The organism is Acinetobacter sp. YQ_14, from assembly GCF_043102985.1.
GTDB classification, from domain to species: domain Bacteria; phylum Pseudomonadota; class Gammaproteobacteria; order Pseudomonadales; family Moraxellaceae; genus Acinetobacter; species Acinetobacter venetianus.
The window spans coordinates 12,535-35,911 of sequence record NZ_JBICJJ010000006.1 but is presented as its reverse complement, the minus strand read 5'-3'; the positions used below and the strand labels follow the sequence as shown (position 1 = coordinate 35,911).

At 39.6% G+C, this 23,377-nt stretch carries 17 protein-coding genes; 6 read left to right on the top strand and 11 right to left on the bottom strand.

The window, feature by feature from the left end:
• Positions 1-82: 82 nt before the first annotated feature.
• The 3 genes from leuA to ACF8D3_RS03450 all read right to left on the bottom strand — a co-directional run bounded on the left by leuA (position 83) and on the right by ACF8D3_RS03450 (position 5,321).
• Positions 83-1,780 (bottom strand): 2-isopropylmalate synthase, encoded by a 1,698-nt coding sequence (gene leuA, locus ACF8D3_RS03460; RefSeq protein ID WP_392470174.1) that lies wholly within the window; start codon positions 1,778-1,780, stop codon positions 83-85.
• A 444-nt stretch (positions 1,781-2,224) separates the two neighbouring features.
• Entirely contained in the window at positions 2,225-2,908 is a 684-nt protein-coding gene (locus ACF8D3_RS03455) for a Fe2+-dependent dioxygenase (protein ID WP_004877527.1), read from the bottom strand.
• 106 nt (positions 2,909-3,014) lie between these two features.
• Positions 3,015-5,321, bottom strand: a complete 2,307-nt coding sequence (locus ACF8D3_RS03450) for a TonB-dependent receptor (RefSeq protein ID WP_392470172.1) — start codon at positions 5,319-5,321, stop codon at positions 3,015-3,017.
• Between the two features lie 383 nt (positions 5,322-5,704).
• Here ACF8D3_RS03450 and tig point away from each other — a divergent pair, with 383 nt between their 5' ends.
• The 4 genes from tig to ACF8D3_RS03430 all read left to right on the top strand — a co-directional run bounded on the left by tig (position 5,705) and on the right by ACF8D3_RS03430 (position 10,058).
• A complete protein-coding gene (tig, locus tag ACF8D3_RS03445; protein ID WP_004877523.1) occupies positions 5,705-7,036 on the top strand; it encodes a trigger factor in 1,332 nt (443 codons plus the stop codon).
• Between the two features lie 197 nt (positions 7,037-7,233).
• On the top strand, positions 7,234-7,839 hold the full coding sequence (gene clpP, locus ACF8D3_RS03440) for an ATP-dependent Clp endopeptidase proteolytic subunit ClpP (RefSeq protein WP_004877521.1): 606 nt from the start codon (positions 7,234-7,236) through the stop codon (positions 7,837-7,839).
• Positions 7,840-7,880: 41 nt separating this feature from the next.
• Complete coding sequence (gene clpX / locus ACF8D3_RS03435; protein ID WP_004877517.1) at positions 7,881-9,191, top strand: ATP-dependent Clp protease ATP-binding subunit ClpX; 1,311 nt, start codon at positions 7,881-7,883, stop codon at positions 9,189-9,191.
• Between the two features lie 150 nt (positions 9,192-9,341).
• Positions 9,342-10,058, top strand: coding sequence for a DUF2846 domain-containing protein (locus tag ACF8D3_RS03430; RefSeq protein WP_004877515.1), 717 nt, complete (start codon positions 9,342-9,344; stop codon positions 10,056-10,058).
• Positions 10,059-10,079: 21 nt separating this feature from the next.
• Here the strand turns inward: ACF8D3_RS03430 and ACF8D3_RS03425 are convergent, their stop codons facing one another.
• From ACF8D3_RS03425 to ACF8D3_RS03415, 3 genes are all read right to left on the bottom strand, one after another.
• On the bottom strand, positions 10,080-10,622 hold the full coding sequence (locus tag ACF8D3_RS03425; RefSeq protein WP_278395914.1) for a DUF2059 domain-containing protein: 543 nt from the start codon (positions 10,620-10,622) through the stop codon (positions 10,080-10,082).
• A 102-nt stretch (positions 10,623-10,724) separates the two neighbouring features.
• The gene (locus tag ACF8D3_RS03420; RefSeq protein WP_019385385.1) at positions 10,725-12,248 is read right to left on the bottom strand and encodes a fumarate hydratase; all 1,524 of its coding nucleotides are present in this window, start codon (positions 12,246-12,248) and stop codon (positions 10,725-10,727) included.
• 155 nt (positions 12,249-12,403) lie between these two features.
• Positions 12,404-13,264, bottom strand: a complete 861-nt coding sequence (locus ACF8D3_RS03415) for a helix-turn-helix domain-containing protein (protein WP_130134429.1) — start codon at positions 13,262-13,264, stop codon at positions 12,404-12,406.
• 178 nt (positions 13,265-13,442) lie between these two features.
• Between ACF8D3_RS03415 and ACF8D3_RS03410 the strand changes: the two genes are divergently transcribed.
• Positions 13,443-14,348 carry a DMT family transporter gene (locus tag ACF8D3_RS03410; RefSeq protein WP_392470167.1) on the top strand — a complete coding sequence of 302 codons (906 nt, stop codon included), beginning with the start codon at positions 13,443-13,445 and terminating at the stop codon, positions 14,346-14,348.
• Between the two features lie 74 nt (positions 14,349-14,422).
• On the opposite strand, the gene pta is transcribed toward ACF8D3_RS03410, so the two are convergent.
• The 3 genes from pta to ACF8D3_RS03395 form a co-directional block, all read right to left on the bottom strand.
• Complete coding sequence (gene pta, locus ACF8D3_RS03405; RefSeq protein WP_004877506.1) at positions 14,423-16,558, bottom strand: phosphate acetyltransferase; 2,136 nt, start codon at positions 16,556-16,558, stop codon at positions 14,423-14,425.
• Positions 16,559-16,592: 34 nt separating this feature from the next.
• Positions 16,593-17,774 carry an acetate/propionate family kinase gene (locus tag ACF8D3_RS03400; RefSeq protein ID WP_392470164.1) on the bottom strand — a complete coding sequence of 394 codons (1,182 nt, stop codon included), beginning with the start codon at positions 17,772-17,774 and terminating at the stop codon, positions 16,593-16,595.
• 299 nt (positions 17,775-18,073) lie between these two features.
• Positions 18,074-19,339, bottom strand: a complete 1,266-nt coding sequence (locus ACF8D3_RS03395; RefSeq protein WP_061516184.1) for a glutamate-5-semialdehyde dehydrogenase — start codon at positions 19,337-19,339, stop codon at positions 18,074-18,076.
• A gap of 354 nt (positions 19,340-19,693) precedes the next feature.
• On the opposite strand from ACF8D3_RS03395, the gene ACF8D3_RS03390 reads away from it, so the two are divergent.
• On the top strand, positions 19,694-21,007 hold the full coding sequence (locus tag ACF8D3_RS03390) for an alpha/beta fold hydrolase (RefSeq protein WP_004877501.1): 1,314 nt from the start codon (positions 19,694-19,696) through the stop codon (positions 21,005-21,007).
• Positions 21,008-21,051: 44 nt separating this feature from the next.
• Here the strand turns inward: ACF8D3_RS03390 and ACF8D3_RS03385 are convergent, their stop codons facing one another.
• Complete coding sequence (locus ACF8D3_RS03385; protein ID WP_004877499.1) at positions 21,052-21,897, bottom strand: class I SAM-dependent methyltransferase; 846 nt, start codon at positions 21,895-21,897, stop codon at positions 21,052-21,054.
• 288 nt (positions 21,898-22,185) lie between these two features.
• Positions 22,186-23,205: a beta-N-acetylhexosaminidase gene (gene nagZ / locus ACF8D3_RS03380; protein WP_392470160.1), complete on the bottom strand. Its 1,020-nt coding sequence runs from the start codon at positions 23,203-23,205 to the stop codon at positions 22,186-22,188.
• Between the last annotated feature and the right edge of the window lie 172 nt (positions 23,206-23,377).

The window sequence follows — 23,377 nt, the reverse complement described above, 5'->3', positions numbered from 1 at the left end:
CCAATTCAGGTATCCTTTCAAAAGTCATTTTTTCTGATATTACAACTCAGCTTTACTGAGCATTATGTGAAATTTCACAAATTTAGACGGCTGCTGCAACCACTTGTTCAGTTGTCAAAACCCCTTGCTCGATCAAGCGGTTAGTACATGCGATAATTGCTTCAATTGATGAAGTGACAATGTTGTCGTGAACACCTGCACCAAATGCGCTCTTACCAGCACCTTTCACTTGAAGCTCAATTAAGGCAAGCGCTTTCGCATTTGCACCTGAACTGATGCTACGTTCTTCATAGTTCACAACATCAATTGGAAGTTGTAATGCATTTAACATCGCTGAAATTGGGCCATTACCTTCGCCACGTAAGCGTTGAATCTCACCTTCAATTTCAATGTCTAATTCAATGATTTGTGTGCCATTGATATCTGACAATTGATAATGCTTCATTTGATAATGACGGTTTTTGATATCAACATAAGTGTTTTGGAATAAAGTCCAAATTTCAGTTGCGCTGATCTCAGTGCCATTTTCATCAGTATGTTGTTGTACGATCTGACTGAACTCAATTTGTACACGACGTGGCAATGCAACGTTGTAATTTGACTCTAATAAGTAGGCAATACCACCTTTACCAGATTGGCTATTCACACGAATCACCGCATCATAATCACGACCTAAGTCTTTAGGGTCGATTGGTAAATATGGCATATCCCAAATGTCTTCATCCTTCTGGAATTCAAAGCCTTTTTTAATCGCATCTTGATGAGAGCCAGAGAATGCAGTAAAGACTAAATCACCTGCATATGGATGACGAGGGTGCACAGGCAAACCAGTACATTCTTCAACAGTTGCAATGATTTCATTGATATTTGAGAAGTCTAATTCTGGCGCAACACCTTGGGTGTACATATTCAAGGCAATTGCGGCAACGTCAACGTTACCTGTACGTTCACCATTACCAAACACACAACCTTCAACACGGTCAGCACCTGCCATAATTGCCAACTCAGATGCTGCAATACCGCAACCACGGTCATTGTGACAGTGAACTGAGATAATCACCCCATCACGACGTGCTAAATTACGGTGCATCCATTCGATTTGATCGGCATAGACATTTGGTGTTGAAACTTCGACTGTTGCAGGTAAGTTTAAAATGACTTTGTTGCTAGGAGATGCTTCCCAAATTTCAGTTACAGCATCACAGACATCTTTTGCGACTTCTAATTCAGTTGCAGAGAAACATTCAGGGCTGTACTGGAAAATCCAGTCCGTTGCTGGATATTCGGCTGCATACTCTTTTACTTTTGTCGCGGCATTGATTGCAAGTTGTTTTGAACCATTTGCATCGACATTCAACACTTTCTTACGGAAAGTCGGGGAGTTCGAATTATAAATATGGACGATCGCACGTTTCGCACCAACTAAAGCTTCAAATGTACGTGCAATTAAATGATCACGTGCCTGAACCAATACTTCGATGTATACATCTTCAGGAATCAAATCTTCTTCAATCAACATACGAGTAAAGTCGAAGTCGATTTGTGAAGCAGAAGGGAAGCCGATTTCAATATGTTTAAAGCCGATTTTCACCAACATTTTGAACATTTTCAATTTTTGATCCATGTTCATTGGTTCAAAAATCGCTTGGTTACCGTCACGAAGGTCGGTACTCATCCAAATCGGTGCTTTGTTAATTTCGTTGTTTGGCCATTGACGATCTGGTAAATCCACTCGTTGATACATACGGCGGTATTTTTTGCTTGGGTCAGCCAACATCATGAGATAACTCCTTGTTGTAGCATGGTTGCTGAGTCAAATTAAATGCAACGTACTACAAATATATATGGGGTCTATAAGAATCAATTTAAAGAAAATATGGGGATCGAGTACCTGAAAAAATAGGCAAAAAATTTATACGCGCGCGAGGCGCAGCATCAGGAGAGCAGCGAGATGTTTTGTATTATTAGACGGATAGGTAACACCGTGAGTTGTTTTCATCTTCTACCATTCAAATCAGTGATTGGGTTTTGCAGTTATATTCATCATCTAGTAAAAACCAGTCTAGGTGAAAACACAAGCGACTGCAAAGGTCTATAAAACATTTTAATTTGAACAAGTGGAAAATGTTTTTCTATTTTTTGCAGTATTCTAAGAATTATGAGAAAAATTTCCCATGATTTATAAAAAAATGGGAAAAATAAATTATTTCTTAATGCTGAAACTTTATAGTTCCGACCACATACGAATGAGGTTGTGATAGAGATTGGTAAGTTTCATCACTTCTGAATAGTCGTCGCCGTGATCTTTGCGGAGCTGGCGGATGCTTTCATCTAAATTAAACAGCATATGACGTTTTTGATCTTCGCGAATAAGGCTTTGCACCCAAAAAAATGAAGCAAAGCGAGTGCCACGCGTGATGCTACTGACTTCGTGCAAACTAGTAGAAGGATAGAGTACGACATCACCTGCAGGAAGTTTTACTTCATGATAACCATAAGTATCCTCAATCACTAAATCGCCGCCGTCATATTCTTCTGGTTCACTCAAGAAAAGTGTGCAAGATAAATCTGTTCGAATTTGTTGACTCGTACCACGAATCAAACGAATGGAGTTATCGACATGAAAACCAAAGGTCTCGTGTTCATCATAGCGATTAAATAGTGGTGGAATAATCTGTCGTGGTAGAGCCGCAGCTTGGAACGTCGGATGTTTCCAAATGGCTTGCATCACGATCTCACTTAAATGATGGGTGAGAGGATCTTGTTCTGAAAGCTGCTGATTTTTTTTAACAGCTGCTGATAGTGTGCCTGCTGTTACTTTTCCACCAACCCAATTTGCTGTTTCCATTACTTTGCGGAATTCTGCAACTTGTTCTTTGCTTAATACATTAGGTATATGATGAATCACAGAACATATCCTTTTGAATAATAGATAGTAATAAAAATAGCCTCTTTGTAGAGGCTATTTTATATTAACTTAGATAAATTCCATAATAAACTTATGGGATTCAGTCTTAGTATTTAAAATTAACAGCAAGTACAGCGTTACGACCATTACCTTCAAAAGCATAATGCGCTGCATGTGCACTAGTGAAGTAACGCTTATCACCAATGTTATTAATGTTAAGTTGCAGATTTACATTCTTATTCACATCATATTTTGCCATAGCATTATAGATGGTATAAGTTGGTAGAAATTTTGGTGCAGTTGTATTTACATATACACGGTCACGATATTCTGCGCCAGCACCTATAGTCAAACTTGGTAATACACGATAAGTTGACCATAAAGTTGCACTGTTTTTAGCTACAAATGGGAGTGGTTTACCCTCCTGAGCAATAGCGTTATAAGCGGCTTTAGTGATTTCACTATCTAAGTAGCTATAACCCGCAGAAATATCCCATTTGTTGGTAATCTTTCCGTTTAAGCTAACTTCAAAACCATCGACCTTACTCTCACCAGCATTGGCTGTAGTAGTAGGATCAATTTGGATTCGGGTATTTTGTTTCTCGGTACGGAAAATTGCAGCAGTTAAGTTTGCACGATCATTAAATAGATCCCATTTGGTCCCAATTTCAAAAGTGCGAGCTTCTTCAGGCTTAAGTGCATTGATAACATCCGTTGTGCCTAGAGCATTATCGCTGCTATCACCCTCTGCAAGAACGCCTACAGGATTTGCTGAAGTTGCAAAGCTTGCATAAATGCTACCAGCTTCAGTTGGCTTAAAGACTAGACCAGCTTGATATGTAAAGAAGTCAGAGTCACTTTCATATTTAGTGCCTTTAGGGATTGAGACTTCTGATGTATATGCTCGATTTGCATCTGTTTTATAAACATCTTTATTATATTTTTTCTCAGTTTCAAATTTATCCCAACGAACGCCTAAGTTAAGTAACCATTGTGGGTTAAATTCAATACTATCTAATGCGTAAACAGAAGCTGTACGGCTGCGTGTAGTTGATTGTCCTTTAATACTGCCTAAAGTATCAGTGAATGTACCATTACCAGGATTATTTAAGCCAGTACACCAAGCATTTGCCATAGCAGCAGTGGTATCGCAACCGCTGATATTCGATGCCAAAATAGTCGAAGTTGTTTGGCCAGCAGCATCGGTAAAGGTATGCATGCCTTGATCAGTATTTTGATAGCTCCACTCTGTACCAACATTAAATGAATGTTTGAATGAACCTGTATTGAACTTGCCTCTTAAAGAAAGTTGATCGCTATAAGCATCAGTATCTACAATACGGCTTAAAGCACGACGAGAAATCGTTCCACGATAAATATTACCATTTGAGTCATCAGCATTCGTATAAACATAGTCTGACTTCGATTTGTTATAAGTCATTACGTTTGATAATGTTAAATCTTCAGTGAAATCATGTTCCAGTTTGAATGTACCGATATGATTTTCACGTTTATCAAAATCACGATCTTTCCAGCCATAATAGGTCCCTGCTTTCACATCAACTGGACGCCCATCTCCTGGTGTTAGATCAACCCCCGCTGGTGCTTTGGTCGGACTATTAAATGGGATACCAGCATCTGGTTCGTCATTACTACGTAGATAGTAATAGCTGAAAGTACCGCGTGTTGCTGTATCTAGTCCCAAAGCTAGACTTGATGCAATACCTGCACGAGCAAATTCAGCACCGTTATGTTGGCCAGGTTTCTCATTTTCATGACCCATAATAACGATACGGCCTGCAACACCATTATTAAAATCTTTATTGGCATCAAGCTGAATATGGCGATAGTTGTCAGTTCCACTCTGAATGCTGCCTTGGTAAACATCACCTTCATGCGCAACTTTAGGAATTAGATTAATACTCCCACCAACACTACCACCTCCACCAAGTGTTGAAGATGATCCTTTTATAACTTCAACCTGTTCTATTGCGAACATGTCGCGACTTTGAGAAGTTGTATTGCGTACGCCATCAACATAAATCGAAGATTGACCACTATAGCCACGAATATAAGGCATATCTGTGAATGGTGTACCGCCTTCGCCAGCACCTAAAGTGATGCCTGGTTCATAGCGGAGTGCTTCGAGTAGGGTATTTGAGTTTGTTTCTTTAATAAGTTTTTGAGAAAGAATTGATACTGATTTGGGAGTGTCTTTTAACGGAACAACAAATTTTGCATTCGCTGAGTGATCTACTTTTAGGGATTCTTCAATAGTAGCTTTAGCATGGATCGTTGGAAGCTGAACCACTTGGCTTTGATCTTGAGCAATCGCTGTTGTTGCGATCATTGAGAGAGAAGATGCAATTGCAGAAGAAACAAATTTCTTACGTGTTCTGATAAAAGAAGACATATCGTATCCATGTAAACCTTAAAATTCATGCAAATAATAATTATTCTTATTTCTATATGCAATTCTTTGAGATTGGTTTTAACGATCTTAAGATCATATAACTTTGGAAAAAGAAATAGAATAGTGTAATAAAGTGTAAGTTCTTGTGGGTTTTGATTGTTTAAAATACGAGCGTTTTTTATGGTGGAGTAATTAACCTTGGGTATATGCAATTTTCACCTATTTAGAATAATCACTGAAAATAATTAAAAGAGGCGAGTTGGTAGAGATGCTCGGATTCACTTTTGCTGCTAGAATGCCTGACTAATTTTGTATATCAGCAAAGTTGTCATATAATGTGGCACTTTTAAAATTGTTACTACTAACTATATATCGAGGAAGCCATGCAAGTAACGACTGAAGCGGTTTCGGGCGTTGCCCGTCGTTTAAATGTTTCTGTACCGACGAGCCGTGTTAACGAGCAATTTGAAGCTCGCTTAAAACGCACTGCTAAAACTGTGAAGATCAACGGCTTCCGTCCAGGTAAAGTGCCTTTAAATGTTGTTCGCCGTGAATATGGTGCGAGCATTTATCAAGAAGTTGTGAATGACATCATTCGTGACACAGTATTCGAAGCGATTCAACAAGAAAAAATCAATGCGGTCGGTATGCCGAACATTGAGAAAGTTGAAAACAAAGATGATGCTTTAGTTTTTGAAGCAACTGTTGAAGTTTATCCTGAAGTAGAAGTGAAAGCTTTTGCTGATTTAGAAGTTGAGCGTAAATCATCAGAAATCAACGATGCAGATGTTGATGTAATGATTGAAAACTTGCAAAAACAACGTGCTTCTTGGACTGAAACCAAAGGCATGGCGAAAAAAGACATGCAAGTGACTTTCGATTTTGAAGGTACTGTTGATGGTGAGAAGTTTGAAGGCGGTACCGCTGAAGACTTTAAACTAGTTCTTGGTTCTGGTCGTATGATTCCAGGCTTTGAAGACGGTATCATCGGCATGAAGAAAGGCGAAGAGAAAGTGATTGATGTTACTTTCCCTGAAGACTACCAAGCTGAAAACTTAGCGGGTAAAGCAGCTCAATTCAAAATCACTGTGAAGCTTGTTGAAAAACAAAAACTTCCTGAGATTGATGCTGAATTCTTGAAAATCTTTGGTTTAACTGAAGAAGAAGGCTTAGATAAGTTAAAAGCTGACGTTCGTAAAAACATGGAACGTGAAGTTCGTAACGGTCTTCGTAACCAAGTTAAACAAGCTGCATTTGATGCACTTGTTGCTGCAAATGAAATCGAAGTTCCAGCTTCTATGGTTGCTCAAGAAATTGACCGTCAACGTCAACAAATGATCCAACAGTTCACTCAACAGTTTGGTGCTCAAGGCGCTGGTGCGTTTGATAGCAGCATGCTTCCTGATGAGTTGTTCAAAGAACAAGCTGAAAAATCAGTTAAGCTTGGTGTATTGGTTAGCAAAGTATTGGCTGATGCTAAACTTGAAGTTGACCAATCACGCGTTGATGCTTACATCGATGACATGGCTTCTTCTTATGAAGATCCAACAGAAGTTGTTGAATACTTCAAAAATGATAAACAACAACGTGCTCAAATCGAAGCAGTTGTTTTAGAAGACCAAGTTGTAGATCACATTTTAGCTGCGGCTAAAGTAAGTGATGTCGCTGTAAGCTATGAAGACTTATTGAAAGAGCAACAAGCACGTCGTGGCTAAGCTTTCAAAAGTTTAAAAGAAAGGCGCTTATTGCGCCTTTTTTTATCCGTGTTATGAAAGTGTTAATTTCCAATGAAATTGCCAGCTTTTAGTCTAAATAATCGAATATTTCAGATTGAACCTTTTGCAATTTCGTCGATTATCCCTCATATTGTTGGCATAGACCGAGTCACAATAATTTAGGAATAAGTAAACGTATGTATGTTCCAACAATTGAAAATGCTTTAGTTCCTGTTGTCGTTGAACAGTCATCTCGTGGTGAGCGTTCATTTGACATTTATTCACGTTTGTTACGTGAGCGCGTTATTTTCTTAACGGGTGAAGTAGAAGATAACATGGCAAACCTCATCGTTGCTCAGATGTTATTTTTAGAAGCTGAAAATCCAGAAAAAGACATTCATCTTTATATTAACTCACCGGGGGGTTCGGTGACTGCGGGTATGGCTATTTACGATACGATGCAGTTTATTAAACCTGATGTCGTGACTTATTGTATGGGACAAGCTGCTTCTATGGGCGCTTTCCTATTAAATGCTGGTGCAAAAGGCAAACGTTACTGTCTTGAAAATGCACGTGTCATGATTCACCAACCTTTAGGCGGCTTTCGTGGTCAAGCTTCTGATATTGAAATTCATGCTCGTGAAATTTTATTTATCAAAGAGCGTTTAAATCGCTTAATGGCTGAACATAGTGGTCAAGACTATGAAACGGTTGCTCGTGATACAGATCGTGACAACTTCATGACTGCGCAAGCAGCAAAAGAATATGGTTTGGTTGATCAAGTGCTTAGTAAGCGTCCTTGATTTTTAAAAACTAAGTTTAAGATTTAAGTGGTGGAGTAAATATGTCCGAACATCCTCAAGGACAAAAACATTGTTCATTTTGTGGTAAGACGCAATCTGAAGTTGGAAAATTGATTGCAGGTGAGGACGCATATATTTGTAATGAGTGTGTGGATGTCTGCTTGGATTTAGTGCAAACAAGTCAACAAGTGGAAGCAGGCGATTGGGCGACAAAACCATTGCCTAAACCACATGAAATTCGTGCAGCGTTAGATCAATACGTCATCGGACAAGATGTTGCTAAAAAAACATTGTCAGTTGCGGTTTATAACCACTACAAACGTTTGAAGGTTGGTCAATCTCAGCATGGAAACCCTGAAATTGAGATTGCCAAGAGTAATATCTTACTGATTGGACCAACAGGTTCAGGGAAGACATTACTTGCACAAACGCTTGCTCGTTTACTCGATGTGCCTTTTGCAATGGCAGATGCAACAACACTCACTGAAGCAGGTTATGTCGGTGAAGATGTTGAAAACATCGTGCAAAAGCTACTGCAAAAAGCGGATTATGATGTAGAAAAAGCACAGAAAGGTATTATTTATATTGATGAGATTGATAAGATTACTCGTAAATCTGAAAATCCATCGATTACTCGTGATGTGTCTGGCGAAGGCGTACAACAAGCATTATTGAAAATGATTGAAGGTACGGTTGCTTCTATCCCACCACAAGGTGGCCGTAAGCATCCACAGCAAGAATTTATCCAAATTGATACTGCGAATATCCTATTTATTTGTGGTGGTGCTTTCTCTGGTTTGGAAAAAATCGTACAACAACGTCAAGAAAAAGGCGGAATCGGTTTTACTGCTGATGTGAAGAATAAAGATGACAGCAAAAAAGTCTCTGAATTATTCCGTCAAGTTGAAGCGACTGATTTGGTTAAATTCGGTTTAATTCCTGAATTTATTGGTCGTTTACCGGTGATTGCAACCTTAGAAGAGTTAGATGAAGAAGCTTTGATGCAGATTCTAACTGAGCCTAAAAATGCATTAACTCGTCAATATCAATACTTATTCAGCATGGAAGATGTTGACTTGGTATTTGATGATTCCGCATTGCGAGCAGTGGCGAAGAAAGCGCTTGAGCGTAATACAGGTGCGCGTGGCTTGCGTTCAATTCTGGAAAATGTATTGCTTGAAACCATGTATGATTTACCTAGTCGTACAGATGTAGGTACTGTCATTGTGGATGAAGCTGTGATTAATGGTACAGCAAAACCTACTTTTAAAGCTGAACGTTTACCACAAACAGGTACGCCGGAATTGGTTGAAAAAACGGATCTGAAAGTGGTTGACTCTAAGTCTGCTTAATTCACATTCATCTAAAAAAGCATGAAAGGCTTGGCTTTTCATGCTTTTTTTATTTGCAATTAGGCGTTGAGGTGTTAATCTTAAAATTGAAAAAATCCGCATAGTTTTGCGCTGTTAAAAATAAATTCAAAAAACGCCTTGAGGGATGTCATGCGTTATTTAATATTGTCATTATGTTGTGCAGGGGTGTTGGCTGGCTGCCAAAGTCATAAGGCAGTGGAAAATGATCCAACTGTATTGACTGCGACACTTCCATCTATCGATACAGAAAAAGAGCCGGGTTTATTTGATCAATATCATGTCGGTGGTTTCTCTGTCGGTGGTTGGGTCAATCAAAAATTAGGTCAATACTTCGAACCTATCAAACCGCAAAATGAACAAGCTGCAGTCGTCTATTTATACCGACCAGATACGCGTTGGAATCGTCAGGAAATTGCGGCCGCGAATTTATTTATCAATGGGCATCGTATCCCTAGCTTGTTGCATAATCACTATTATTGGTTAGAACTACCAGCAGGTACATATCGTTTAAGCGTAAGTCGTCCTTTGGCTGGCTTACACTTCCAAAAGCCGAAATATGTCGATTTTACTGTGGATGCTGCACAGACTTATTTTATTAAATACGATGAAGAAAATAAGATTTCTAGAAGTGAGCATACTGGTCCATTTATGATTATGCCAGATAAAGTCGCACGCCAAGAGATTGCGTTTACTCGATTAAAATCATCTAGCTATAACTTTGTTGCGCAAGATGCCTCTGGGAAAATTCGTAGTAAGCCACAGGAATTAAAGCCTGCGAAGTACGATGAAAAATCAGAAGTACATTTGGTTAAACCATTTAAGTTATGGAATCCTTTAACTTGGTAAAACCAAGCTCGAGAATAGGTGCTAGTTGATTTGAATGAGTGGTTTGATGATTGTCAAAAACTGCTCTTTCAGTTTGGCGCTTTGTTCGGGATCATTTAATGTCTGCTCACTCAAACTATTCATATATTGAAAAACATCGGTGCTGATTTTCAGATTTTTCTTATTAATTGATTTACCTTCAGGCGTTTTCAAAAATTTGAGATAGGCTTGTATTTCTTCTTCCGTCAAAGCCTCGGCATAGATTTTTTCAATATTTTGTAGAGTTTCAGGACGGGCAAAAACTCTAGAGCTAGTTTGCTTCAGTAGCTGACTTAGCTCTAAAACGGCTAAATGTTCTTGTGTGGTGGTTAATTCATTCTTACCCAAAATATTTAATAAAATGTTCTCGGCTTGTTTGTCTAATGCTGGCTGCATTTCCTCTAATGAGGCGTTTAAAACATTTTCAAGATCACTAAGTGTGATCAGTTCTTTAACTGATTTCAATTGAGCGGGGCTAGCAAAAGTATTCTGCATGTTGATCATTAGACAAAACCCAATCATAAAGATGGGTAAACGCTTACGCATATCTCTATCCCTATACTCATTTTATCTTTTTGTAATGTAACAGAAACTTTAGACAAAAAAATAGCCGAATCAATGGATTCGGCTATTTTTCTGATAAAGGAATTATTGAGCAGCATCAACGACTGGAATTTTACCAATCTTTGCTTGCCAGATTTTCGGTGCAGTCGCATGGATTGAAGTACCATTTACGTCTACAGCAACAGAAACAGGCATATCTTCAACGACAAATTTGTAGATTGCTTCCATACCTAAATCAGCAAATGCAACAACTTCAGCTTCACGTACCGCTTTTGATACGAGGTAGGCTGCACCACCAACGGCCATAAGGTAAGTTGCTTGGTTGTCTTTGATCGCTTCAATGGCAGTAGGACCACGATCTGCTTTACCAATCATACCAAATAAGCCAGTAGCTTCTAACACTTGACGAGTGAACTTATCCATACGGGTTGCAGTTGTTGGGCCAGCAGGACCAACGACTTCATCACCAACTGGATCGACTGGACCCACGTAGTAAATGAATTTACCTTTTAAGTCGACTGGAAGTTCTTCACCATTATTTAACATGTCAACCATACGCTTATGGGCAGCATCACGACCTGTATAAATGGTGCCATTAAGAAGTAATGTATCACCTGGTTTCCACGAGTTCATTTCTTCTTGAGTGATCGTGTCGAGATTCACACGCTTAGATTGAGAAGAATCCCAAGTTACAGCAGGGTAGTCTTCAAGTTTAGGTGCTTGAATGTGTGCAACACCTGTACCATCTAATTGGAAGTGTGCATGACGAGTCGCAGCACAGTTTGGAATCATGCCGACAGGCTTACCTGCCGCATGGCATGGATAATCCTTGATTTTAATATCTAGTACTGTAGTTAAGCCACCAAGACCTTGTGCACCAATACCCAACGCATTCACTTTTTCGAAGATCTCAATACGGAGTTCTTCCATTTTGTTTTGTGGGCCACGACGAAGTAATTCGTCCATGTTGATTTCTTCCATCAATGCTTCTTTTGCAAGCATCATTGCTTTTTCAGCAGTACCACCAATCCCGATACCGAGCATACCTGGTGGACACCAGCCTGCACCCATCGTTGGAACAGTTTTGAGTACCCAGTCTACGATTGAGTCTGATGGGTTCAACATTGCAAGTTTAGATTTATTTTCTGAACCGCCACCTTTAGCAGCCACAGTAATATCTACTTTATTACCTGGTACGAGTTTGTAGTGGATGACAGCAGGGGTATTGTCTTTGGTATTTTTACGACCAAAAGCTGGATCAGCAAGAACAGAAGCACGCAATACGTTTGAGTTTTCTAAGTAACCTTGACGCACGCCTTCGTTCACTGCATCGTCTAAGCTCATGGTTAAATCAAATTTAACGTCTAAGCCAACTTCAAGGAAAACGTTGACAATACCTGTATCTTGACAGATTGGTCGATGGCCTTCAGCACACATACGTGAGTTGATGAGGATTTGTGCAATTGCATCTTTTGCAGCTTTGTTTTCTTCACGATCATAAGCACGGCTCATCGCTTGGATAAAGTCTTGTGGGTGATAGTAAGAAATAAACTGGAGGGCATCCTTGATTGATGTAATCAAGTCATCTTGTTTGATGATCGTTGTCATATCAAAATTCTCTTGAGCGGGCTGATAGCTGGCGGGCTAAATTATATGACAAAAAGCGTTCATTGTGGGAGTTTTACCGAGTATTTGGCAAAAGGTCTAAGGGGAATGATCAAATGGCTTTTATGAGAATTTACTCAAATGATTGAAGGGGAAAATCATTTCTTTCTCATTTGCGATGGAGAGTAGCCAAAATGCTTTTTAAAACGATGACTAAAATGACTACTCGAACTAAATCCATATTGAGTCGAGATATCCGTCAGATTTTCGTGGGTCAGTTCTAATGCTTGATGTGCCAATTCTAGTCGACGTTGCATGACATATTGATGAGGTGGCATTTTCATTGACTGTTTAAACATATGTGCAAAATGATATTCACTCAATGCTGTTTGTTGAGCGAGATCAGATAAAGTCAAGCTTAGGTGTAAGTGTTGATCGATCCATTCTAATAATTGCTTTAATACATAGGGTGATAATCCACCTTTAACTTCAGGTGTCGTCCATTGTGTATGGCTATAATTTTTAATTAAGTGATTGAGTAATAGCGTTGTTGCGGTACTCATTTGCAAATGATTTTCACGATTTTGCCAAGCACCATTGAGTAAAAAATGTCGATAAAGCGTAGAAATTTGCGGGTCAGCCACAAAAATCTGTGGATTTAGGACGATTTGGCTGGGTTCTCTGTCCCAAACCTGTTCGGCAATCCGTCTTAGGTGTTGTTCTGTATAGTAAAGATGCACAAAAGTAAGCGGATCTCTGAGATCCCATGTCGACTCGAAATCTTGCGGCATCAGACACATACGATCTGGCCCACCGCCATTGTGCCAACCATGCTCAGTCTTTTGATAGCTTTGATAGCCGCCCTGAATATACATGCTTAAGGTGTGATGATTACTGCAAACGCTGACACGATCTTGGTTATTTTGCCACATCGCGAGTTGCATACCCGAACCCAGTTTTACCGAGTCGAGCAACTGGGCCTTATATTGTTGTAATTGATCTAGAATCTGATATTTCATCTTCTACACACTGCGCAAGTATCGTGATTAGTGTAGGACTTTCTATTGATATTGTCACCAATACGAAAGCGGATAAAGAAAATCGCAATTTGATGATAATCACCACAAGATCATGCAAGCATGAATAGAGAGAAGTTAGACAAAATAGTGATCTCTATGATTGAGTTTGGTTTTAGAAATGAATGCGTTGTTATATGCCTTGGTTGTGGTGATCTGGGGAACGACATGGATTGCAATTACGGTACAGCAACAAAGTGGTATAGCAGCAAATGTTGCTGTATTTTGGCGTTTTTTTATATCTGCATTGGTGTTATTTGTTTTTATTTGCTTGACTCGAAAATTACAGAAATTGACAGTTACAGACCATCTGTTTTGTATGTTGCAAGCGAGTTGCATTTTTGGTTTTAACTTTGTCTGTTTTTATTATGCGGTGCAATATATCAGTAGCGGTTTAGAAGCTGTTATTTTTTCAATGGCTGTTATTTTTAATACCATTAATGCAAAACTCTTTTTCTCTCAGCAAATTTCTACACGATTTTATTCTGCAGCGTTGTTGGGATTATTTGGAATTGTGGCTTTGTTTTGGCATGACGTGGTTGGGACGACCTTAAATAGTCATACGCTGATGGGTATCGGACTTTGTATGGTCGGAACTTACGGATTTTCATTAGGAAATATGATCAGCACGCGTCACCAAAAACACGGACTCGATATTTTCACAACCAATGCTTTTGCCATGTTTTATGGTTCTGTATTAATGGCATTGATTTCGTTGTTAAAGCAGGATGATTTTTTCCCAAGTATGCCTGTGAGTTCTGTGAGTGCATTATTGTATTTAGCAATTTTTGGTTCAGTGATTGGCTTTACTGCTTATTTTTATTTGGTAGGACGAATTGGGGCAGGCAAGGCTGCGTATAGTACTTTACTATTTCCACTCGTAGCATTGCTCATTTCTACAGTTTGGGAAGGTTATCAATGGCAGATGAATGCCGTGATCGGAGTAATTCTGATTTTATGTGGTAACGCGATTTTCTTTGTAAAAGGACCACAATTGAAGTCATTGAGAATGTCAAAGGAAGTATGAGAAATACGATGATGTAAAAAGACCATCTATTTAAATATATCAAATAGATGGTCTTTGGCTGTCAGAACAATATGTTAGTCTTGTTGTTTTGCCTGAATCGCAGTTAATGCGATGGTAAATACAATATCATCAACCAATGCACCACGAGACAAATCATTCACAGGCTTGTTTAGGCCTTGCAGCATTGGACCGACACTCACGACATTGGCAGCACGTTGCACCGCCTTATAGGTCGTATTGCCTGTATTGAGATCAGGGAAGATAAAGACGTTGGCACGACCAGCAACTTTTGAATCTGGCGCTTTTTGACGACCTACACTCTCAACTGAAGCCGCATCATATTGCAAAGGACCATCGATCAATAAATCTGGTCGACGTTGTTGTGCAATTTTGGTCGCTTCCGCAACTTTTTCAACATCCGCACCTGTTCCTGATGTGCCTGTTGAGTAGCTGATCATGGCAATACGTGGGTCTAAACCAAATGCTTTTGCCGAGTCTGCTGATTGAATCGCAATTTCAGCAAGTTGTTCTGCATTTGGATCAGGGTTAATTGCACAGTCACCATACACATAAACTTCATCTGGCAGCAGCATGAAGAAAATAGACGAGACGAGTGAATAGTTCGGCGCAGTTTTAATAAGCTGGAATGCTGGGCGAACAGTATTTGCTGTTGTGTGTATTGCACCTGAAACCAAACCATCCACTTGATCAAGTGCAAGCATCATCGTACCAAGTACTACGGTATCTTGCAGTTGTGCTTTGGCTTGTAGTGCATCAAGTTTGCCTTTGCGTAACTCTACCATCGGTTCGATATATTGATCACGGATACTGTCTGGATCAATGATTTCTAAATCATCAGGTAGTTGAATGCCACGGGCTTTTGCAACTTCGGCTACAGATTCTGGCTTAGCAAGCAAAATACATTGTGCAATACCACGCGTTTGACAAATCACCGCGGCTTGAACGGTACGAGGTTCATCACCTTCAGGTAAAACAATACGCTTTTTCGCTGAAATTGATTTTTGAACCAGTTCATAACGGAATGCTGAAGGCGACAAACGTGGATGTAAATTATTTTGCGTGTGCTGATCAAGCCATTGATTATCAATATGGCTAGATACAAAACGGGTCACTTGTTCTGCGCGCTCAGTATCATCAACTGGAATTTCATTACCAAAGTGATGTAAGCGTTGTGCTGTTTCTAAGGTGTCTAAAGACGTATGCAAAATCGGTAGACCTTGCTTAATGGCACTTTGACAAAATTCTAAGACATTGTCTGCTGGCGCAGCTTGTTCCGTTAAAACTAGGCCTGCGAGCGGAATACCGTTACTACTTGCAAGGCTTGCTGCAAGTAGCGTATCGGTACGCTGAGACGCACTAATAATCAGCTCACCTGCAACAAATTTATGTAGTTCAGATTCAATATCCGATGCAACCAAGCTGGTATGTAAAATACGACGTTGTTTGGCCTCACCTTCATGTAACCATGTCCCATTGACCAGTGGGGCAATATCCAAGCTTCTTGGAACGCTTAAAATATTACTGAATGGAACGAGTCCAATAATTGGCAGCTCATTGGTACCCATGAAGCGATTGTAACGTTGTAACTCAACTGAAAACTCAGCGATTTGCTTTTCTAAACGTAAACTTGGATCAAGGGTGACTGGGATTTCAGCAGTACCATCAGGAAGCCCTTTGGTTCGCATGAACAGTACGCCTGTAGTACGAGCAGATGCAGCACCACCAAATTGACGGAGGTGTGCATCAACTTTTTCGGCTGTTTTGCGTGGATCAGCTAGATCTGCGGTACTGACAAGTACAACTTGCGCATCAAGTGCTTGAGCCAGTGCTGCATTGATTTCGCTTGCAAAATGATCTTGTCCATTTGGAACTAGACCTTCCACAATAATCACATCATGATGTGCGGAAATTTTACGATGAAGGGCAACTGCTTCTTCAAGTAATTCGTCTGTTTCACCTAATGAAATTAATTGCGTTAATTTTTCATAAGTAATTGGTTCAACAGATTGATGTTGAAATAAATGGCTATATAGCGTTGTTGTGCGATCAACCGTTGTATCTGCAATTTGAGAAAATGGTTTTAGAAACCCCGCATTAATACCTTTACAGTCCAATGCATAAATCATACCTAAGCAAGCTGATGTTAAACCAACACCTTCACCTGTAGGAATTAATAAAATCGTGTTCATAATGACCTTAATTTTTATCTAAATTTTCTTTGGACTAAGCTGAAACAGTTTGCTCAACCACTTGACGTGTTTCTTTAGCAATACGGCCTTCTTCGTCTGTAGGCACCACCCAAATCTGAGGGCCTTCACCTGCATCGATACGACCTTCAGTACCGCGAGGGAGCGCATCATTTTTCTCTTTACTGAACTGTAAGCCAAAGTGAGATAAGTAACCTAAAGTTTTTTCACGAACATAAGCCGAGTTTTCACCAATTCCACCAGTAAATACCAAACCATCTAAACGTGATAACCCACAGCTAAGTGCTGAGAGTGATTTTGCTAGACGATAGCAGAATACTTCGATTGCAAGTGTTGCTCCTTCATGTCCATCGTTTGAAGCATCAACTAAAGTACGCATATCGTTTGATAACCCAGAAAGGCCAAGCAAGCCACTTTCTTTATTGAGCATATTGTCAATTTTCTGAATATCCCAGCCCAAGTTACTTGCCAAGAACAGATGTAAACTTGGATCTACATCACCGCTACGCGTGCCCATAACCACACCTTCAAGTGGTGTCATTCCCATTGATGTATCAATACTTTGGCCATTCCAAACCGCACAAGTCGAACTACCGTTACCTAAATGTGCACTTAACCAACCGCCTTGATTTTTTGCTCCTGCAAGCTCACTTGCACGCTCTGTTACATAAGCGTGGCTTGTACCGTGGAAGCCATAGCGACGAACGTGGTGCTCTGTATATAAATTTTGTGGTAATGCATAACGATATGCATGTTCAGGCATGGTTTGATGGAATGCAGTATCAAATACAGCAACTTGTGGTAATTCAGGGAACAAACGCATGGTTGCTTCGATACCGACCAAATGTGCAGGATTATGCAATGGAGCTAAAGGTGTTGCAGCTTCAATGCGTTTCACGATTTCAGGCGTTAAAAGCTCTGCTTTGGTGAGGTTGCCGCCATGAACGACACGGTGACCAATTGCTTGCGGATTATAATTTGCTAGGCGAGCTAAAAGTGTTTCAAGTGCTTTTGCATGGTCTGCATGTGGAATCGAAAGCTCTAAGGGTTCACCGCCAACGGTCACACCTTTGATTCGTGCATCAGCAGAGCCTAAGTTTTCTGCCAAGCCATAAATACGATCTTCACGACGCTCAGAAATTAGCGCGTATTTGATTGAAGATGAACCACAGTTAATTACAAGTACAGATTTAGCCACGTTTTGAACACCTAACAGATTTTAAATTTTATGACGAACACTTTGATCTTGCTGCAACGCAAAAGGCAGTGGAATCAAGCGCAATGTTTTAACATGGGTTGTTGTATTGGTGAAAATAGACTTTAGCCTATACAACTGATTTATAATTGAATCTCATTAATTATAGGTTGCAAATCATAATTTCTTTTGAGTGATGTGTTTATTTTGCACATATTTTTTGTATGAAATTATGTAAAAACACGATAAAGATCAAGTTGATGAGCTTTATCGTGTGGAATATTTAAAACAACAAAAATAAATTATTGGCGAATTTGACCATCACCAAAAACAATCCATTTTTGTGAGGTTAAACCTTCTAAACCAACAGGTCCGCGTGCATGAATTTTATCGGTTGAAATTCCAATTTCAGCACCTAAACCATACTCAAAGCCATCAGCGAAACGGGTTGAGGCATTGATCATGACTGAGCTTGAGTCAACACGTGCGAGGAACTCGCGTGCTAGACTAAAGTTTTCGGTTACGATGGCATCTGTGTGATGAGAACCATATTTGTTGATATGCTCAATAGCTTCATCCATGCCGCTGACGACTTTGATCGCCAAGATTGGGCCTAGATATTCGGTATACCAATCTTCTTCAGTCGCCGTTTTAACTGAATCACCTAAAATACGTTGTGTTTCTGCACAACCGCGAAGCTCAACTTGCTTTTCAGCATAAAGTTCAGCAATGCTCGGTAAGAAGTCATCGGCAATTGCTTCATCGACCAATAATGTTTCCATCGCATTACACACACCATAACGATGTGTTTTAGCATTTAGTGCGATAGGCAATGCTTTTTGAAGATCCGCTTGTGCTTCGACAAAAACGTGGCAATTTCCGTCTAAGTGTTTAATCACTGGAATACGCGCTTCATTGGTAATGCGTTCAATCAAGCTTTTGCCACCACGAGGTACGATCACATCAACATATTCAGTCATGGTAATCAAATGACCAACTGCAGCACGATCAGGTGTATCGATTACTTGCACGGCATACTCAGGTAATCCTGCAACTTGTAAACCGTGTTGAATCGCTGTTGCGATGGCTTTATTTGATTCAAGTGCTTCTGAACCGCCACGTAAAATGATGGCATTACCTGACTTTAAAGCAAGTGACGCTGCTTCTAATGTCACGTTTGGTCTTGATTCATAAATCATACCAATGACACCTAAAGGCACACGCATTTTACCAAGTTGAATACCTGATGGACGGTAAGCAAGATCCGTGATTTCACCAATTGGATCAACCAAGGCAATCACATCTTTAAGACCTTGTAACATGCCTTTAAAGCGGGCAGGGGTCAACTCTAAACGGTCAAGCAAAGCGTTGTCTAATTGGCGTTGGCGACCATTTTCCATATCGATTTGATTGGCTGCTAAAATTTGTGCTTGATTATTTTCCAAAGCAGTATAAATTGCAGACAATGCATGATTTTTCAAATGAGTCGATGCGCTAGTCAAAACACGAGACGCTTTACGCGCTTGGATACCGACCTGCTGCATATAATTTTGAATAGAGTCTTGCATAGCATTTTGATGATTGCATGTATTTATAAAGATAGTAACAGTCAAATGCGGAACAATGAATAGTTTGAACCGACAATTCAAAAAATTATAAATTGTTAAATCGCTCAAACCTTTTGATTTAAATGCGATGGAGATATTAAATAAATCACTAAGACTACATATTTTGCAAAAGATTATTGCTTTAAACAAGATAAGTGGTTAAGGAAATGATTGCGTATAAAACGTGCATTTGTATAGAATGAAAATGTATAGGATAAATGTAATACAAATTTTATAAATTTGTTAACTAGCAAGTAGAAATCGCTAAAAATGAGACTCTTGCTGCAAAAAAATAATCAAGGATGGAGGAAGGATATGAATTCCATTATCCAAATGGACTCGGATTTAAATCATACCTTCACGGGTTTTGGTTTTTTCGACATATACAATAAAAACAGTTTTAAACAACCAGCACGTACGACATGGATAGATGGTTGGAAAATTGAATATATGGCAATTGCAGATCCTAAAACGATCTACAACACGCCAATTGTAATTGTCGGGGGCGCATTTCAAAATTTTAACTCTTATAAGTATTGTGTTGAGCAACTCTTTGAGAGTGGACCCGTGATTTTAATTGACTTACCTTCAATGGGAGCTAATCAACAAATCCGTAATGTTGATACAGGTGAGTCAGCTGGAATTCTAGAACTACCCGATTTATCTAAAATGTTAGGCCAGTGGCTTGATATCGTTGGAATTGAAAAAGTTTCAGTAATGGGGATGTCATTAGGCTCAGTGGTTGCATCTTCTTTTGCTCACCAACGTCCAGAACTGATTGATCGTATGGTGTTAATGGGGGTTATGCAAAAGACCCGCAAGAGTTGGCGTATGCTGCTTGAAGAGTCTCTGCATTTAATGCGTGAAGACCGCATGGAGGAGTTTGGTCAAGCTGTAATTTTGTATCTCGTAAATCATGCGAAGCTAGACAAAACGCGGATGTCACCAACAGCAAAACGTTTGTTCTTCAGACAAATGGCTGAGTTTACTGCGACAGAGCGAGAGCGTTATGAGATTAATTGTAATCGTTTACTGCGTTTAAGTGATGTGCCAGTTCCACAATGTAAAACATTAGTCGCGGCTGGTCAGTACGATAGTTTTACTTTGCCACATGAAAATGCTGATTTCGCTTTACAATGTCAAGATATGCAGTTTGCTTTAATTGCCAATGCAGATCATGTACCGCAACTGCAACGCCGTAAAGAAACCATGAATTTATTCACCTCATTCTTAAAAGGAGAATCCATCGATAATCTTGATGGGATTATTCCTATGACGCGTGAAGAAATGAAGAACATCGAGCGTCGTGGTGAAGAGCGTATCCCTGTTTTGCAGCCTGAAACGAAATTATCTCATCGCCATTCAGATACTGAAGCTGGTGTAAAAATTGTAGATATCACTTTCTTCGGTGTGTTTTTAAAACTTGATAATCTTGAACAACTTGACTTTGTTCGTCAGCATCCGCGTGATTTAGCATTACATTTGGTTGATGAAGAAGGTGAGTTTAAAATTGAGTGCTTAACCTTTGATGCTACTGAGCAAGGGCTTCGTATTCTGTTCAAACACGGTAGTTTTGATGTGGCAGACCGTTTGACTCGTTTTATTGCACGTCAAAAACCTGCTGAATAATCGTGATAAATAAAAAAGGTGGGATAACCCACCTTTTTTAATGTCTATTTATTATTGCTCGCTTTTATAGTCCAGACGAGATCACCTAAATGCTGCTGATTGTTTTCTAGGATCTGCTGCTCGAAAAACTGTTTTGGTTGTTGGATCACAACCTGTTTAAAACCTGCTTCGTAAAAGAAACTTTCAACTTCGGCAGGTGTTTTAAAGTGAAAACTAAACGCGCTACGAGACATCCATTTAAGTAGACGACTGCTGTTCCAAATAATGGTAGCGAGTTTATTTTGCGTTGGTTCTGGATAGAGATCAGTTAAATAATGTAGTTCTTTAAAGTCTTGACCATAAGTGACGATAGATTTAATCAATTGCTGTAATAAAGGCTTTTCAAAATAATTGATGAGACCTTCACTGATAATCACAAGTGGACGTTTTGGATCAAATACTTCAAATGCCGAAGCGAATGTTTCTGTGAATAAATCAACTGAAAGGACATCATCAACTTCACCTTCAATTTGTTGCAGGGCGGCTTGTTTGGTTGCAGCCATATCAGGTAAATCAAGCTCGCGATAGGTAATATTTGGGTAATGTTGTCTAAACCACCAACCACGCGGTGACAAGCCACATGCAATTTCGAGTACTTGGATATCAGGGTACTGCTGAATTAATTCTTGTAAGTCATGATCAAGCATCGTATGACGTTGTTTAAGCGTGGTGCGCATGCTACCACCAACATATTTTTCAGCCCAACTTTCAATTGGATGTACAAGTGCTGCTAGTGTTTTGCCTTTGGCAGTTGCTAAAGCTGGATGTGAAATCCCCATTTGATACCAAATATAGCCAGTGTAGTGTGCAGTAAATGAAATATGGCGATGTTTTGAAAGTTGTTGTGTCATCTGTCCTAGACTCTATTTTCCCAATTTGGATATATAAAATTAATCTCTTTTTAACGTTGAGATTTTGCTACCAAATCCGATTTTAGGTTTGTTATTTACTATCTTAGAGCGGCATGTATGCCGCTGTCGGGCTGGGGTTACAAGGATGTACCCTCAGCCTAACAAAGGATTTTTGCTTACTTTTCATCCCTAAAAAGTGTGTCGAGCCGAAGGCAAACTTTTTCAGTCAGATCAGCACTCGGCAAGATTCCATTATCTTAATAAAACAATGGAAAAATCTAAGTAAAGTTAGAACGAATTCTTAAATTCTTCAATGACTTTTCTGACGTTATCCCAGTTTTCATCTAACATGAGTGTTGTTCCCACGTCGATATTTGGAATTTTGCCACGCATACGCTCTAAACGTTGCTGATTTGGTAAAGCCAACACTTCAATTCCGTCTAATGCAGTACATGCAGCAACGCGATCATTACACACTAAGCCCATATCACAACCTGCATTTAAGGCTGCTTGAATACGTGCATCAGCGCCACCAGCAACACAAGCTGCTTGCATACTTAAATCATCAGAGAATAAAACCCCATCAAATTTAAGTTGTTGGCGTAAGACATTTTGCAACCAGAATGGAGAGAAGCCAGCTGGGTTTGGATCAACTTGATCATAGATCACATGAGCTGGCATCAAGGCATCGAGTTGCGGCATTAATTGAATGAAGCTTTGCATATCTTTGTCGTAGATTTCTTGATATGAGCGGCTATCAATCGCAGCAGCAATGTGAGAGTCCGCTTTCACTGAACCATGCCCAGGGAAATGTTTGCCTGTCGTTGCCATGCCTGCTTTTTTCATACCACGCATAAAAGCATCTGCCAGTGGAATGATGTCTTGTATATTTTTAGCAAAACCACGATCACCAATCACATCACTAACATCATTGAGATCTAAGACTGGAGCGAAACTAAAATCGATACCAACCGCGAGAACTTCTGTTGCCATTAACCAACCGCATTGTTCTGATAGTTCAATGGCTTGTTCAGGATGATGTAAGTAATGTTCCCCAAGTCGTCCCATTGCAGGAAGTAGCGTGAAACCTTGTCTTAAGCGTTGTACACGACCACCTTCTTGATCGACCGCGATCAGAATATCAGGACGGACTTGACGCATATGATCCGTAAGTGCTCGAACTTGTTGTGGTGATTCAATATTTCGTGCAAATAAAATTATTCCGCCGACTTGCGGAGCTTGTAATAGTTCAATATCTTCTTGAGTAAGTTCTGTGCCAGCAATATCCAGCATCAATGCGCCGATCATATGGATTCCGTTTGAATTTTGATGAAAAAAACGATAGCTAAATTGTGCAATGATTTGCTACATTTTGTCAGTACAGAATATGATAAAACTAGATGATATTGATGATAAGTGCTTATTGGTCATTTATTTATGAAGATTGATAAGTTCTACATGTTGCAAAACTATCGAATGA